The organism is Citrobacter freundii ATCC 8090 = MTCC 1658 = NBRC 12681 (assembly GCF_011064845.1).
Taxonomy (GTDB): domain Bacteria; phylum Pseudomonadota; class Gammaproteobacteria; order Enterobacterales; family Enterobacteriaceae; genus Citrobacter; species Citrobacter freundii.
Genome location: NZ_CP049015.1, coordinates 2,956,280 through 2,970,526, shown reverse-complemented (window position 1 = coordinate 2,970,526; position 14,247 = coordinate 2,956,280). Strand labels below are relative to the sequence as shown.

The window sequence follows — 14,247 nt, the reverse complement described above, 5'->3', positions numbered from 1 at the left end:
CTCCAGAAGTCGTTTGGCCGACCTCTGGAGTATGGAAGATAATTCAGACGAGACGGGAAATTATTGTGGGGCAGTGGGAGCGTCGGGGACTAACAGCATGCCGGAAAGACGGCCATAGGCGTTATTCAACGTTTTCTGGCGCGTTGACTGACCGATGAGATTGCTGAGCTCATCCAGGCGCTGCTGCAACAACGTTTTGAGTAACTGTTCGTTATCCAGCGTCTGTTTAATGTACCCGGCGACTAAGTCCTGAATACTTCGCGTAATGCCTGGTGGAGTTTGCTCTTCCATGACCACTTCAATACTTTGCAGATAGGTAACTTCCTGTTCCAGTAAAAGGTCCCATTCACCGCGCTGCGCCAGTTCCAGCAGTGAGTGACTGAGCAACGCGATGCGCTGCCAACGGTTGATAAACTCCACGGCTGAGGTCATTAACGAGACTCCTGGGAAGATGCTTTCGGTGAGATCTGTTTCCAGGCATCTGCAATGTTGCCGAGTAATTCTTCGACTTCTTCAATGGCCTGACAATCATTACGCAAGTTAGCTTGCAGTAAACGGCGAATCATATAGTCATACAGCGAGGACAGGTTAGCGGCGATTTCACCGCCATTCTCCTGATCCAGGCCTGCTTTCAGACCATTGTCGATAATGTTAATGGCTTTACTGATGGCCTCGCCTTTGGCGACGATATCACCCTGTTGCATAAACAGGCGAGCGCGCACGAGGGCGCTGTTAGCGCCATCAAACAACATTTCAATCAGCTGATGTGGGCTGGCGCTCATTACGCCACTCTCTATGCTGACCTGTGCATAGGCTTTGGTACCGCTCGCGGTATACATGCTTACCTCGTGTTATCAGGAATTACTCATCGCAGTAAATTGCTGGCCCAGATAGGTACTGGTGCTGTTCAGCTTGCTCATCATGCTATCAAGCTGGGTAAACTGTGCTTTATAGCGCGCGACGGTATCATCGATGCTATTGCTGACGGCCAGATACTGTTTAGTCAGCTTTTTCAGCGTCGCGTTAATATTGTCCTGGGCTACGTCAATGATGCCGTCATCGGCCAGATAACCTTTTACTTCGGTGGCAATTTTGGTGGTAATCCCGGTTTCTTTGCCATCACCAACCAGCAACTGACGGGTAGCCGCGGTATTATCTTCCAGTGCTTTTTTCAGCTTGGTGTCGTCAATTTTCAGTTTGCCGGACGTTCCGTCAGTGGTAATCCCGATTTCGCCTAACGTTTTAAATGCACCGTCGCCTGCACCGTTGGAAAATTGGGCGCGGATCCCTGTCTGGATAGTACGTACTGCACTGTCACCGAGCAGAGCACCGTTATTGGTGTCCTGAGTTTCGGCCCCTGGATCTACTTCGGTGTATTTGGTCAGCGTTGAGAATGTATCCAGCAGCGAGTTGTAGGCATCAACCCACCCTTTGATCGCTTCCGTTGCTTTATCATTGCTCTTGGTGACGGTGATGCGCGCGTCGGTCACTTCTTTAGTCAGATTCAGCGTCACACCCTGCGGGGCATCGGTAATGGTGTTGCTCGGACGTTCAATATCAATGCCGTTAACTTTCAACAGTGCATTTTTGGCTTCCACCAGCTGTTTCATATTCCCGCTGCCGGCGGTGCTGTCGTAGGCCAGTAAATCATTGAGCTTACTGTCGCCGCTGACGGAAATAGTCATTTTATTGTCGACACCGCTTTCGGCCGTTAATACCAACTGATAATCATTTTCCTTAACTTTCACGATACTGGCGGAAATACCGCTGTCAGCGTCGTTAATGGCATCTCGAATTCCTTCCAGCGACGTCTGGTCTTTGCCTAACTTAATTTCCAGTGGCTCTTTACGACCTTTTTGCTCAATTGTGATCGTGCGACTCTCGGAAGATGTGTCCCCTAATGCGTCTTTCGTCGAGCTGATACCGCTTTTGGTACTTAATGATTGCGCCTGTGCCAGTTGTGTAACGCTAACGGTATAGGTCCCTGGTGCTGCACCGGCAGAGGTTGATACCTTAAGGTCCTCAGTACTACTGGTGACGGTGGTGCTTTTAAACAGATCGGCGCTATTAAGCGTGGTATTCGCCGTCTGGAATTTTTCTAATGCACTTTTCAGCGTGCCGTATGCCGTCAATCTCGCGGTATTCGAGCTCTGCTGCTGGGTAATTGGAGTTAAACGTTTTTTTTCAGCAGTAGTCAGGTTTGTCAGCAACGTATCCAGCGGTAAGTTTGAGCCGACGCCCAATGAAGTAAATGAAGGCATGCCTAATTCCTTGTGATTGCAAACAGTAGTTAAGCGGGTTATCGGCAATCTATGCGCAAAGTTTAATGATAGTTTTGCAAAAATAATGCGCAGAATAGTGGGACATATTACGGGTATTTCAGCGGCTAAGAAAAAAGAGAGCAGAAAGTAAAAATTTTCTAAAGTTCGAAAATAAGGTGCCGATACATGGGTTACGGTGAGAAACCGTGGGCAACAGCCCAATAACATCAAGTTGTAATTGATAAGGAAAAGATCATGGCACAAGTCATCAATACAAACAGCCTGTCGCTGTTGACCCAGAATAACCTGAACAAATCTCAGTCTACTCTGAGCTCCGCTATCGAGCGTCTGTCCTCAGGTCTGCGTATCAATAGCGCGAAAGACGATGCTGCTGGCCAGGCGATTGCTAACCGCTTCACCTCAAACATTAAAGGTCTGACTCAGGCTTCCCGTAACGCTAACGACGGTATCTCCATTGCGCAGACTACCGAAGGCGCGCTTAACGAAATCAACAACAACCTGCAGCGTGTGCGTGAACTGTCTGTTCAGGCAGCTAATGGTTCAAACTCTGGTTCTGACCTGGATTCTATTCAGGCTGAAATTACTCAGCGTCTGAGTGAAATTGACCGCGTATCTGGTCAGACTCAGTTTAACGGCGTGAAAGTTCTGGCTCAGGATAACACCCTGAAAATTCAAGTTGGTGCAAATGATAATGAAAGCATTTCCATCAATCTGAAAGAAATCACCAGTGGTACTTTAGGGCTTAATGGTTTCCGTGTTACAGGTGATAAAGCAGCAACTTCCGACCAGTTAGTAAAAGATTTTGGCGCTACAGGTACCAAAGATTATAAATTAGGGACAACTGATTATAAGGTTAATGTCGTAACTGGTGGGGTTAAAGCTGGAGCTGATGATGTATATGTTGGTGCTTCATCAGGTGCACTGATTACTGATGCCACGAATACAGCAATAAGTGGTGGCACAACTACCGGTGGCGCAGTTGCAGTATTAGCTAAAGATGTTACTCAAGGTAATACTTTCACATGGAAAGGAACGACCTGGAAAGCAAATAGTGATACTGATGCAAACGGAAATGGTAGCTTTACAGCTAACATTGATGGTAAGGACATCACTTTATCTATTAGTGGTTCAACGGCTACTGATGGCACTGGTGCGAACATGACCATCTCCGGTGGTGCGCTCTATGAACAAGGAACCACTGCTTCTAATAAACTAACTACACACGGAACTAACGCCGCAGCGAAAGAGTCAGATCTGGTTCAGCAGAAAGCTAGCCTTACTGGCGGAGATTTAAAAGTCGGTGCAGTAGATTATAAAGTCGATTCAGCAGGCAATGTATTCAATGCCGGTGCAACGCAACAGATTTTTGTTCAGAATGCAGGCACTGCGAACGCTAAACTTGTTGAGCAGGATAAAGCCAGCGAAGCTACTCGTAACCAGTTAGATGTATTAGATAAAGCGATCTCTCAGGTCGATACCTTACGTGGTGACCTCGGTGCGGTACAGAACCGTTTCGATTCTACCATCACCAACCTGGGCAACACCGTTAACAACCTGACTTCTGCCCGTAGCCGCATCGAAGATGCTGACTACGCGACCGAAGTGTCCAACATGTCCAAAGCACAGATCCTGCAACAAGCAGGTACTTCTGTACTGGCACAGGCCAACCAGGTTCCGCAGAACGTTCTGTCTCTGCTGCGTTAATTTATGCTTATCACGCAAACCCCGCTTCGGCGGGGTTTTTTACATTCGGCTTTACCCGTAACCCCCAAATAACCCCTCATTTCACCCACTATTCACCCAATTAAAACCCCTGCAGAAACGGATAATCATGCCGATAACTCATTTAACGCAGGGCTGTTTATCGTGAATTCACTGTATACCGCTGAAGGTGTAATGGATAAACACTCGCTGTGGCAGCGTTATGTACCGTTGGTGCGTCACGAAGCATTGCGCCTTCAGGTGCGTTTGCCGGCGAGCGTAGAACTGGATGATCTGCTACAAGCGGGCGGCATCGGGTTATTGAATGCCGTTGACCGATATGACGCTTTGCAAGGAACGGCATTTACCACTTACGCAGTGCAGCGTATTCGTGGGGCTATGCTGGATGAACTACGCAGCCGGGACTGGGTGCCGCGTAGCGTTCGGCGCAATGCCCGCGAAGTGGCACAGGCGATGGGACAACTGGAGCAGGAATTAGGGCGCAACGCGACGGAAACCGAAGTGGCGGCGCGTCTGGCTATTCCTGTGCAAGAGTATCGTCAGATGTTGCTCGATACCAATAACAGCCAACTCTTCTCTTATGACGAGTGGCGGGAAGAGCATGGCGATAGTATCGAGCTGGTGACGGAAGAACATCAGCAGGAAAACCCGTTACAACAGCTTCTTGAGGGTAACCTCCGCCAGCGCGTGATGGACGCGATTGAGGCGTTGCCGGAGCGCGAAAAGCTGGTGTTAACGCTGTACTACCAGGAAGAGCTGAATCTGAAAGAGATTGGCGCGGTACTGGAAGTCGGGGAATCACGGGTCAGCCAGTTGCACAGTCAGGCCATCAAACGTCTACGCACCAAGCTGGGTAAGCTATAGGGGTACATCATTACCCCTGAACAATGCCGCATTACGAATTGACTACCAGGAGTTCTCATGACGGTGCAGCAATCAAAAAGACGGCCTCTAAGCCGCTACCTCAAAGATTTCAAACACAGCCAGACGCATTGCGCCCATTGCTTTAAGTTGCTCGACAGGATCACGCTGGTTCGTCGCGGGCAAATTGTGAATAAAATCGCCATCGCCCGCCTGGACACTTTGTTGGATGAAGCCGAGTGGGAGCAGGAGAAAAAAGAGTGGGTGGCACTGTGCCGTTTTTGCGGTGATTTGCATTGCAAAGAGCAGAGCGACTTTTTCGATATTATCGGTTTTAAACAGTTTTTATTTGAGCAGACCGAAATGAGTCACGGCACGGTACGTGAATACGTTGTCCGCCTGCGTCGCCTCGGGAATCACCTGGCCGAACAAAATATCTCTCACGATCTGCTACAGGAAGGGTTCCTCGACGAAAACCTTGCCCCGTGGCTGCCGGAAACCAGCACCAACAATTACCGCATCGCCTTACGTAAGTATGAGCAGTTTAAAGCCCATACGCATATAGGGCATATGCAGAAATCCTCCTGGACAGCCAGTTCTGATATATATTAAAAACGAATAAGGTGTAACAGAGTCGTGTTTGTGGATCGCGACAAACGCTCTACACTATGCTCATAAATAGCAGTCACTAATGACAATATTCGGGGTAACTATGAAATTAGCACTTCTGGGACGTCAGGCTCTGATGGGTGTAATGGCTGTTGCACTTGTCGCCGGAATGAGCGTAAAGACTTATGCAGATGAAGGTCTGTTAAATAAAGTTAAAGAGCGCGGCACGCTGCTGGTGGGCCTGGAAGGGACCTATCCCCCGTTTAGTTTTCAGGGCGATGACGGCAAGCTGACCGGTTTCGAAGTGGAGTTCGCTGAGGAACTGGCCAAGCACCTTGGGGTGAAAGCTAATCTGAAGCCGACCAAGTGGGACGGTATGCTGGCCTCTCTTGATTCCAAGCGCATTGATGTGGTCATCAACCAGGTGACCATCTCTGACGAACGTAAGAAAAAATACGATTTCTCTACCCCGTATACGGTTTCTGGTATTCAGGCGCTGGTGAAAAAAGGCAATGAAGGCGTTATTAAGACCGCTGCCGATCTGAAAGGTAAAAAAGTCGGCGTTGGTTTGGGCACCAACTATGAAGAGTGGCTGCGCCAGAACGTGCAGGGCGTGGATATTCGTACCTATGATGACGACCCGACCAAATACCAGGATCTGCGTGTAGGCCGTATCGACGCCATTCTGGTTGACCGTCTGGCTGCGCTGGATCTGGTGAAGAAAACCAAAGACACGCTGGCTGTGACCGGTGAAGCATTCTCCCGCCAGGAGTCCGGCGTGGCGCTGCGCAAAGGCAATGAAGATCTGCTGAAAGCGGTTGATGCGGCCATTGCTGAAATGCAGAAAGACGGTACGCTGAAAGCCCTGTCTGAAAAATGGTTTGGAGCGGATGTGACGAAATAATCGTCATCCGCTGAAAAAAAGGCGCCTTTAACAGCGCCTTTTTTTATTTCATTGCGCCTGAGCGTGCATAATAAAAAGAACATCACAACAACGAATACCGGAGGCTGTATGCCGCTGCATAACTTAACGCGCTTTCCACGTCTGGAATTTATTGGCGCGCCAACGCCGCTTGAATATCTTCCACGCTTCTCCGACTACCTTGGGCGCGATATTTTCATCAAACGCGATGACGTCACGCCGATGGCCATGGGCGGCAATAAGCTGCGTAAGCTGGAGTTTCTGGCCGCAGACGCGCTGCGTGAAGGCGCAGATACGCTGATAACCGCGGGTGCCATCCAGTCTAACCATGTTCGCCAGACGGCGGCGGTAGCGGCTAAGCTTGGCCTGCACTGCGTGGCGCTGTTGGAAAATCCGATTGGCACCACGGCGGAAAACTATCTCACCAATGGCAACCGTCTGCTGTTGGATCTGTTTAATACGCAGATCGAAATGTGTGACGCGCTGACCGATCCGAATGCGCAGTTGCAGGAGCTGGCGACGCGCATTGAAGCGCAAGGGTTCCGCCCGTATGTGATCCCGGTTGGGGGCTCTAATGCTCTGGGGGCGATGGGTTATGTGGAAAGCGCGCTGGAAATTGCCCAGCAGTGTGAAGGGGCCGTTTCGCTCTCTTCCGTGGTGGTCGCATCGGGCAGTGCGGGAACGCATGCCGGACTGGCCGTGGGCCTGGAACAACTGATGCCAGACGTCGAGCTTATCGGCGTGACCGTTTCGCGCAGCGTCGCCGATCAAAAACCAAAAGTTGTCACGTTGCAGCAGGATATTGCCCGTGAACTGGAACTGACGGCCTCAGCGGATATCCTGTTATGGGATGATTATTATGCGCCGGGCTACGGTACGCCAAACGAAGAGGGCATGGAGGCGGTAAAACTGCTGGCGCGCCTGGAAGGCATTTTGTTGGATCCGGTGTATACCGGTAAGGCGATGGCGGGTTTGATTGACGGCATCAGCCAGAAGCGCTTCAAAGATGAAGGGCCAATCCTCTTTATTCATACCGGTGGGGCGCCTGCACTGTTTGCCTACCATCCTCACGTGTAACAACCAGGTCGAAAAACGCTAATGCATGAAAGTATCCAACTGGTAATTGATTCCCTGCCGTATCTGCTCAAAGGCGCGGTTTTTACGCTGCAACTGAGTATCGGCGGGATGTTTTTTGGCCTCGTGCTGGGGTTTATCCTGGCGTTGATGCGTCTGTCGCCGCTGCTGCCTGTGCGCTGGCTGGCGCGTTTTTATATCTCTATTTTTCGCGGAACGCCGTTGATTGCTCAGCTGTTTATGATTTATTACGGTCTGCCGCAGTTTGGAATTGAGCTTGATCCCATCCCGGCGGCGATGATTGGCTTGTCGCTTAATACAGCCGCCTACGCTGCGGAAACTCTGCGTGCGGCAATCTCTTCCATCGACAAAGGACAGTGGGAGGCGGGTGCCAGTATTGGTATGACACGCTGGCAGACCATGCGCCGGGCAATCCTGCCGCAGGCTGCGCGCGTTGCGTTGCCGCCGCTGAGCAACAGCTTTATCAGTCTGGTGAAAGATACCTCTTTGGCCGCCACTATTCAGGTACCGGAACTGTTCCGTCAGGCGCAGCTGATTACCTCGCGTACGTTGGAAGTCTTTACGATGTATCTGGCGGCCTCGTTGATTTACTGGGTGATGGCGACGGTGCTTTCTGCGCTGCAAAACTATTTTGAAGAACAACTGAACCGCCAGGAGAGAGAGCCGAAATGAGTGCTATCGAAGTCAGAAACCTGGTCAAAAAATTTCATGGGCAAACTGTGCTGCATGGGATCGATCTTGACGTCAAACCTGGTGAAGTGGTGGCGATTATCGGGCCGAGCGGATCGGGCAAAACCACGCTGCTGCGTAGCATTAATTTGCTGGAGCAACCGGAGGCGGGCACCATTAAAGTGGGTGAGATTACCATTGATACCGCGCGTTCGTTGACCCAGCAGAAAGGGCTGATTCGTCAGTTACGCCAACACGTCGGTTTTGTGTTCCAGAACTTTAATTTGTTTCCCCATCGGACAGTGCTGGAAAACATTATTGAGGGGCCGGTGATAGTCAAAGGTGAACCAAAAGCTGAAGCGACAGCTCGTGCGCGTGAACTGCTGGCGAAAGTCGGACTGGCGGGCAAAGAAACCAGCTATCCGCGGCGTTTATCGGGTGGACAGCAGCAACGCGTAGCGATTGCCCGGGCGCTGGCGATGCGACCTGAGGTTATTCTTTTTGATGAACCGACCTCCGCGCTTGATCCTGAATTGGTTGGCGAGGTACTTAATACCATCCGCCAACTGGCGCAGGAAAAACGCACCATGGTAATTGTGACGCATGAAATGAGCTTTGCTCGCGATGTCGCCGATAGAGCGATATTTATGGATCAAGGACGGATAGTCGAGCAGGGACCAGCAAAGTCCTTATTCACGCACCCGCAGCAGCCACGTACCCGTCAGTTTCTTGAAAAGTTTTTGATGCAATAAATAGTGAATATGGCACTCGCCGGGATTGTTTCTGGCGAGTGCTCTTCGCATAACTATTTATAATTATTGCTTTATTATTAACATTTGATTCTGTTACTTACTTCCGCTGTTGAGTAATACTTAAGTAATTGTTCATTTGTCCGATAATTTGCATATATAAAATACATTTATGTGTTAGCTTGTTTCATATGTTTGGATGATTATCAATCTCAGGGGCATTACCACTTAGTATGCAGGATCTTGATTTCTTCACCTGGCGACGGAGCATGCTGTTACGCTTTCAGGAAATGGCGACGGCAGAGGATGTCTATACGGAATTACAACAACAGACGCAGCACTTAGAGTTTGATTTCTACGCGCTCTGTGTTCGTCATCCGGTACCTTTTACCCGACCTAAAACGTCACTTCATACGACCTATCCCAAAGCATGGGTGGCGCATTATCAGTCCGAAAATTATTTTGCTATTGATCCGGTGCTGAAACCTGAAAACTTCAGTCAGGGGCATTTACCCTGGAACGATACTCTGTTTCGCGATGCGCAACCTTTGTGGGACGCCGCGCGCAATCACGGTTTACGCAAAGGGATGACGCAATGCTTAATGTTGCCTAACCGGGCGTTGGGTTTTTTATCTGTATCGCGTGCAAGTATCCGTAACAGTCGCCTTGCGAGCGATGAAGTAGAGCTCAGGATGCAGCTTCTGGTACGGGAAAGTCTGTCTGTACTGACGAGGCTGGAAGATGACATGGTTATGGCGCCAGAGATGCGTTTTAGCAAGCGGGAAAAGGAAATATTGAAATGGACGGCAGAGGGGAAGACCTCTTCAGAGATAGCCATCATTCTGTCGATTTCTGAAAATACCGTGAACTTCCACCAGAAGAATATGCAAAAGAAATTCAATGCGCCAAACAAAACGCAGATAGCCTGTTATGCCGCGGCAACCGGGCTTATCTGAGTAAATTATCGTTCTGAGTGTCAGACGCAAAACCGGCTGAGAGCATTGCTATCAGCCGGTTTCTTATTACTGGCGGTAAGCTTGTTTAATTTGCTTAACCGTGTTGGAAAATACCGCAGCCTGTGATTGATCTTCAATCAGCGCGAGCTGTTTTTCCATTTTAAGAATCACGCGGCCTGCATCGGCTTGACCCATTGCCTGCAGCATCAGCGTTAACATGGCTTTCAGGCAGGTGACTTCATTGGCCAGTTCCTGGTTATTCTCAGCAGTGGAAAAGTCAGGCGTACTCATTTATTTTCCTCGTTATGTTTCAATGAAAAAGTGCGATGTCAAATCTTAAGGCGGCGGAGTATACCATAAGCGAGGCTAAAAATATCTGTGGTTGTTTTTTGCGCGGACCAATGTTGTGGACATTAAAATAAACAACATGTTGCAGTGCATATATTTTCTCCACATGTTGTTTATTTCGAGTATTTTCCTCGTTAATTATTGTTACAACTTTGACTGCCTGGTTTGCATTCAACGAAGGAATATGATCTTTTTGTCACCATTATGAAACAGCTACACAGATATAACCGTGGCAAAAGGTTACCAGTACTGAAAGTTTCCACTCGTCGTACAATCTAATTTCCAAAAACGAGAGCAAAATCGAAAGTCGGGCGTTTTTTACATTTCAAAGTTGAGATAAAACCCGTTAACATAGGACCGATTAACTATCGGTAGCGTTATCCCTATTCTGGAGATATTCCTTTGATCAACGTTTTTCTTGTTGATGACCACGAACTGGTGCGCGCAGGGATACGACGCATTCTGGAAGATATAAAAGGCATAAAAGTTGTCGGCGAAGCGTGCTGCGGTGAAGATGCGGTAAAATGGTGCCGCTCAAATTCCGTTGACGTTGTGCTGATGGATATGAATATGCCCGGTATTGGCGGTCTGGAAGCAACCCGCAAAATTGCGCGTTCTACGGCAGACATTAAAGTGATCATGTTGACGGTACACACCGAAAACCCATTACCTGCAAAAGTTATGCAGGCAGGGGCCGCAGGGTATCTCAGCAAAGGCGCTGCCCCCCAGGAAGTAGTGAGTGCGATTCGTTCGGTTTTTTCCGGGCAACGGTATATTGCCTCCGATATCGCTCAGCAAATGGCGCTCAGCCAGATTGAGCCTGAGAAAACGGAAACCCCGTTTGCCAGTTTGTCTGAACGCGAGTTGCAGATTATGCTGATGATCACCAAAGGTCAGAAGGTTAATGAGATCTCAGAGCAACTGAATCTTAGTCCTAAAACGGTGAACAGCTATCGCTATCGAATGTTCAGTAAATTAAACATTCATGGCGATGTAGAGCTGACTCACCTGGCAATTCGCCATGGCCTGTGTAATGCGGAGACATTAGCAAGCCAGTGACAGATCAGTTTGATGCCAAAGCGTTCCTGAAAACCGTGACCAGCCAGCCCGGCGTCTATCGTATGTATGATACCGCCGGAACGGTTATCTATGTCGGGAAAGCGAAAGACCTGAAAAAAAGGCTTTCCAGCTACTTCCGTAGTAATCTTGCGTCACGCAAGACCGAAGCGCTGGTCGCGCAAATCCAGCAGATTGATGTCACGGTAACGCACACTGAAACCGAAGCGTTATTGCTTGAGCACAACTACATCAAGCTATATCAGCCGCGTTATAACGTATTGCTGCGTGATGATAAATCCTACCCCTTTATATTCCTTAGCGGCGATACCCACCCGCGTCTGGCGATGCATCGTGGGGCAAAGCATGCCAAAGGCGAGTACTTTGGACCGTTCCCTAACGGTTATGCGGTGCGTGAAACGCTGGCGCTGTTGCAGAAAATATTCCCTATCCGCCAGTGCGAAAACAGCGTTTATCGCAACCGTTCTCGACCTTGTCTGCAATATCAGATTGGCCGCTGTCTCGGCCCGTGTGTCGCGGGTCTGGTGAGCGAGGAAGAGTATGCTCAGCAAGTCGAGTATGTTCGTCTGTTCCTGTCCGGAAAAGACGATCAGGTATTAACACAGCTGATCACCCGCATGGAAAAGGCCAGCCAAAATCTCGAATTTGAAGAGGCTGCGCGAATTCGTGACCAAATCCAGGCCGTACGCCGCGTGACCGAAAAACAGTTTGTCTCTAACACCGGAGACGATCTGGACGTCATTGGCGTGGCGTTTGACGCCGGCATGGCCTGTGTGCACGTTCTGTTTATTCGCCAGGGTAAAGTGCTGGGCAGCCGCAGCTATTTCCCTAAAGTACCCGGTGGTACGGAACTCGGCGAGGTCGTCGAAACCTTTGTCGGGCAGTTTTATCTGCAGGGGAGCCAGATGCGTACCTTACCCGGGGAGATCCTGCTCGATTTCAATCTTAGCGATAAAACCCTGCTGGCAGACTCTCTGTCTGAACTGGCCGGACGGAAGATTAACGTGCAGACGAAACCGCGAGGGGATCGCGCGCGTTATCTGAAGCTGGCGCGGACCAACGCGGCAGTGGCGCTCACTACGAAACTTTCTCAGCAGTCGACGATTACGCAACGTCTGACGGCGCTGGCCTCCGTATTGAAGTTACCTGCGGTGAAGCGTATGGAGTGCTTCGACATTAGCCATACGATGGGGGAGCAGACAGTAGCCTCCTGTGTGGTTTTTGATGCCAATGGCCCGCTGCGTGCAGAATATCGGCGTTACAATATTACCGGCATTACGCCGGGTGATGATTATGCAGCGATGAATCAGGTCTTACGTCGGCGTTATGGTAAGGCGATTGAAGAAAGTAAGATTCCGGACGTCATATTGATCGATGGCGGTAAAGGTCAGTTAGGGCAGGCGAAAGCCGTTTTTGCTGAACTGGACGTTCCCTGGGACAAACAGCACCCACTTTTGCTGGGGGTGGCAAAAGGGGCCGATCGTAAAGCTGGTCTGGAAACACTGTTCTTTGAGCCGGAAGGTGAGGGCTTTAGTCTGCCGCCGGATTCGCCTGCATTGCACGTTATCCAGCATATCCGCGATGAATCTCACGATCATGCGATTAGCGGGCATCGTAAAAAGCGGGCGAAAGTGAAAAGTACCAGCACGCTTGAGACCATCGAAGGTGTCGGGCCAAAGCGTCGCCAGATGTTGTTGAAATATATGGGAGGTTTGCAAGGTCTTCGTAATGCAAGTATCGAAGAAATTGCAAAAGTGCCGGGTATTTCGCAAGCTCTGGCAGAAAAGATCTTCTACTCGTTGAAACATTAGGCCCTCTGTAGCAACATAGGGGTAATTTCACTGACAACAGATAGTTATCCGTCATATGCAATTTAATATCCCTACGTTGCTCACGCTGTTTCGCGTCATCCTGATCCCATTCTTTGTATTGGCTTTTTACCTGCCATTCACCTGGGCTCCCTTTGTTTGTGCGCTGATCTTCTGTATCGCAGCGGTCACAGACTGGTTTGACGGTTTTCTGGCTCGCCGCTGGAACCAAAGCACGCGTTTTGGCGCGTTCCTCGATCCGGTCGCTGATAAAGTGCTGGTAGCTATTGCGATGGTACTGGTGACAGAGCATTACCACAGCTGGTGGGTGACGCTCCCCGCTGCAACAATGATTGCGCGTGAAATCATCATCTCTGCACTACGTGAATGGATGGCCGAACTGGGTAAACGCAGCAGCGTAGCCGTATCCTGGATTGGTAAAGTGAAAACCACTTCGCAAATGGCTGCACTGGCCTGGCTGCTGTGGCGTCCAAATATCTGGGTTGAGTATGCTGGGATCGCACTTTTCTTCGTCGCCGCGATACTGACTTTGTGGTCAATGTTCCAGTATTTGAGCGCTGCACGTGGAGATTTGCTTGATCAGTGATCGTTTCGACGCAAATTTCAGCAAACGATCGTTAGTGGTGAAAAATATCGTTGACTCATTGCGTCAGGTAAGTAGAATGCAACGCATCGAACGGCAGCACTGATTGCCAGACGATAACAAAATCAAGTGATTAACAAAGTTACTTGGTGATGCGGGAATAGCTCAGTTGGTAGAGCACGACCTTGCCAAGGTCGGGGTCGCGAGTTCGAGTCTCGTTTCCCGCTCCAAATTAGAGACATCGGCAATAGCGGATGTCGGCTGAAAAGCCAGGAGATTTCGGCGCGTTAGCAAAGCGGTTATGTAGCGGATTGCAAATCCGTCTAGTCCGGTTCGACTCCGGAACGCGCCTCCAATTTCTTCCCGAGCCCGGATGGTGGAATCGGTAGACACAAGGGATTTAAAATCCCTCGGCGTTCGCGCTGTGTGGGTTCAAGTCCCACTCCGGGTACCATGGGAAAGAACAGAATAATCAAAGCAATAAGCAGTGTCGTGAAACCACCTACGGGTGGTTTTTTTGTGCTTGTTTTTTACAAGCATAGAAC

Annotated in this window: 16 protein-coding genes and 3 tRNA genes; 14 read left to right on the top strand and 5 right to left on the bottom strand. The window is 49.7% G+C overall.

Annotation, left to right across the window (positions count from 1 at the left end; genetic code table 11):
• Positions 1–60: 60 nt before the first annotated feature.
• Genes fliT through fliD form a run of 3 tightly spaced genes read right to left on the bottom strand, consistent with a single transcriptional unit; the run spans position 61 to position 2,261 of the window.
• Positions 61–432 (bottom strand): flagella biosynthesis regulatory protein FliT, encoded by a 372-nt coding sequence (fliT, locus tag G4551_RS14460; RefSeq protein ID WP_003030458.1) that lies wholly within the window; start codon positions 430–432, stop codon positions 61–63.
• Positions 432–839 (bottom strand): flagellar export chaperone FliS, encoded by a 408-nt coding sequence (gene fliS, locus G4551_RS14455; RefSeq protein WP_003839097.1) that lies wholly within the window; start codon positions 837–839, stop codon positions 432–434. Before fliS ends, fliT begins: the two co-directional genes overlap by 1 nt.
• Before the next feature lie 15 nt (positions 840–854).
• Positions 855–2,261 (bottom strand): flagellar filament capping protein FliD, encoded by a 1,407-nt coding sequence (gene fliD, locus G4551_RS14450; protein ID WP_003839098.1) that lies wholly within the window; start codon positions 2,259–2,261, stop codon positions 855–857.
• A gap of 255 nt (positions 2,262–2,516) precedes the next feature.
• Here fliD and G4551_RS14445 point away from each other — a divergent pair, with 255 nt between their 5' ends.
• From G4551_RS14445 to sdiA, 8 genes are all read left to right on the top strand, one after another.
• Positions 2,517–3,986, top strand: a complete 1,470-nt coding sequence (locus G4551_RS14445) for a flagellin N-terminal helical domain-containing protein (protein WP_003844197.1) — start codon at positions 2,517–2,519, stop codon at positions 3,984–3,986.
• 162 nt (positions 3,987–4,148) lie between these two features.
• Positions 4,149–4,868 carry an RNA polymerase sigma factor FliA gene (locus G4551_RS14440; RefSeq protein ID WP_003030465.1) on the top strand — a complete coding sequence of 240 codons (720 nt, stop codon included), beginning with the start codon at positions 4,149–4,151 and terminating at the stop codon, positions 4,866–4,868.
• A 57-nt stretch (positions 4,869–4,925) separates the two neighbouring features.
• Positions 4,926–5,477, top strand: coding sequence for a flagella biosynthesis regulatory protein FliZ (fliZ, locus tag G4551_RS14435; protein ID WP_003839102.1), 552 nt, complete (start codon positions 4,926–4,928; stop codon positions 5,475–5,477).
• 100 nt (positions 5,478–5,577) lie between these two features.
• Positions 5,578–6,378, top strand: coding sequence for a cystine ABC transporter substrate-binding protein (gene tcyJ / locus G4551_RS14430; protein ID WP_003030469.1), 801 nt, complete (start codon positions 5,578–5,580; stop codon positions 6,376–6,378).
• A gap of 108 nt (positions 6,379–6,486) precedes the next feature.
• Entirely contained in the window at positions 6,487–7,473 is a 987-nt protein-coding gene (gene dcyD / locus G4551_RS14425; RefSeq protein ID WP_003030471.1) for a D-cysteine desulfhydrase, read from the top strand.
• A gap of 21 nt (positions 7,474–7,494) precedes the next feature.
• Positions 7,495–8,163 (top strand): cystine ABC transporter permease, encoded by a 669-nt coding sequence (tcyL, locus tag G4551_RS14420; protein WP_003030474.1) that lies wholly within the window; start codon positions 7,495–7,497, stop codon positions 8,161–8,163.
• Positions 8,160–8,912: an L-cystine ABC transporter ATP-binding protein TcyN gene (gene tcyN, locus G4551_RS14415; RefSeq protein WP_003030477.1), complete on the top strand. Its 753-nt coding sequence runs from the start codon at positions 8,160–8,162 to the stop codon at positions 8,910–8,912. The genes tcyL and tcyN overlap by 4 nt, the downstream gene beginning before the upstream one ends.
• A 230-nt stretch (positions 8,913–9,142) precedes the next feature.
• Positions 9,143–9,865, top strand: coding sequence for a transcriptional regulator SdiA (gene sdiA / locus G4551_RS14410; protein ID WP_003030480.1), 723 nt, complete (start codon positions 9,143–9,145; stop codon positions 9,863–9,865).
• A 66-nt stretch (positions 9,866–9,931) separates the two neighbouring features.
• On the opposite strand, the gene G4551_RS14405 is transcribed toward sdiA, so the two are convergent.
• Together G4551_RS14405 and G4551_RS24130 are read right to left on the bottom strand one after the other, a co-directional pair.
• Positions 9,932–10,156, bottom strand: coding sequence for a DUF2594 family protein (locus G4551_RS14405; protein ID WP_003030482.1), 225 nt, complete (start codon positions 10,154–10,156; stop codon positions 9,932–9,934).
• A 19-nt stretch (positions 10,157–10,175) separates the two neighbouring features.
• Positions 10,176–10,319 carry a hypothetical protein gene (locus G4551_RS24130; RefSeq protein ID WP_418219448.1) on the bottom strand — a complete coding sequence of 48 codons (144 nt, stop codon included), beginning with the start codon at positions 10,317–10,319 and terminating at the stop codon, positions 10,176–10,178.
• 296 nt (positions 10,320–10,615) lie between these two features.
• On the opposite strand from G4551_RS24130, the gene uvrY reads away from it, so the two are divergent.
• From uvrY to G4551_RS14375, 6 genes are all read left to right on the top strand, one after another.
• Positions 10,616–11,272, top strand: a complete 657-nt coding sequence (uvrY, locus tag G4551_RS14400; RefSeq protein ID WP_003030486.1) for a UvrY/SirA/GacA family response regulator transcription factor — start codon at positions 10,616–10,618, stop codon at positions 11,270–11,272.
• Complete coding sequence (gene uvrC, locus G4551_RS14395) at positions 11,269–13,101, top strand: excinuclease ABC subunit UvrC (RefSeq protein ID WP_003030488.1); 1,833 nt, start codon at positions 11,269–11,271, stop codon at positions 13,099–13,101. The genes uvrY and uvrC overlap by 4 nt, the downstream gene beginning before the upstream one ends.
• Before the next feature lie 55 nt (positions 13,102–13,156).
• Entirely contained in the window at positions 13,157–13,705 is a 549-nt protein-coding gene (gene pgsA / locus G4551_RS14390) for a CDP-diacylglycerol--glycerol-3-phosphate 3-phosphatidyltransferase (RefSeq protein WP_003030490.1), read from the top strand.
• A 151-nt stretch (positions 13,706–13,856) separates the two neighbouring features.
• A tRNA-Gly gene (locus G4551_RS14385) sits at positions 13,857–13,932 on the top strand.
• 51 nt (positions 13,933–13,983) lie between these two features.
• Positions 13,984–14,057: transfer RNA gene (locus G4551_RS14380), tRNA-Cys, on the top strand.
• A 12-nt stretch (positions 14,058–14,069) separates the two neighbouring features.
• A tRNA-Leu gene (locus tag G4551_RS14375) sits at positions 14,070–14,156 on the top strand.
• Positions 14,157–14,247 lie beyond the last annotated feature (91 nt).

What these genes read in the sequence shown, in the direction of transcription:
- fliT (WP_003030458.1), bottom strand. Translation starts at nt 432, where the DNA reads ATGACCTCAGCCGTGGAGTTTATCAACCGTTGGCAGCGCATCGCGTTG.
- fliS (WP_003839097.1), bottom strand. Translation starts at nt 839, where the DNA reads ATGTATACCGCGAGCGGTACCAAAGCCTATGCACAGGTCAGCATAGAG.
- fliD (WP_003839098.1), bottom strand. Translation starts at nt 2,261, where the DNA reads ATGCCTTCATTTACTTCATTGGGCGTCGGCTCAAACTTACCGCTGGAT.
- G4551_RS14445 (WP_003844197.1), top strand. Translation starts at nt 2,517, where the DNA reads ATGGCACAAGTCATCAATACAAACAGCCTGTCGCTGTTGACCCAGAAT.
- fliZ (WP_003839102.1), top strand. Translation starts at nt 4,926, where the DNA reads ATGACGGTGCAGCAATCAAAAAGACGGCCTCTAAGCCGCTACCTCAAA.
- tcyJ (WP_003030469.1), top strand. Translation starts at nt 5,578, where the DNA reads ATGAAATTAGCACTTCTGGGACGTCAGGCTCTGATGGGTGTAATGGCT.
- dcyD (WP_003030471.1), top strand. Translation starts at nt 6,487, where the DNA reads ATGCCGCTGCATAACTTAACGCGCTTTCCACGTCTGGAATTTATTGGC.
- tcyL (WP_003030474.1), top strand. Translation starts at nt 7,495, where the DNA reads ATGCATGAAAGTATCCAACTGGTAATTGATTCCCTGCCGTATCTGCTC.
- tcyN (WP_003030477.1), top strand. Translation starts at nt 8,160, where the DNA reads ATGAGTGCTATCGAAGTCAGAAACCTGGTCAAAAAATTTCATGGGCAA.
- sdiA (WP_003030480.1), top strand. Translation starts at nt 9,143, where the DNA reads ATGCAGGATCTTGATTTCTTCACCTGGCGACGGAGCATGCTGTTACGC.
- G4551_RS14405 (WP_003030482.1), bottom strand. Translation starts at nt 10,156, where the DNA reads ATGAGTACGCCTGACTTTTCCACTGCTGAGAATAACCAGGAACTGGCC.
- pgsA (WP_003030490.1), top strand. Translation starts at nt 13,157, where the DNA reads ATGCAATTTAATATCCCTACGTTGCTCACGCTGTTTCGCGTCATCCTG.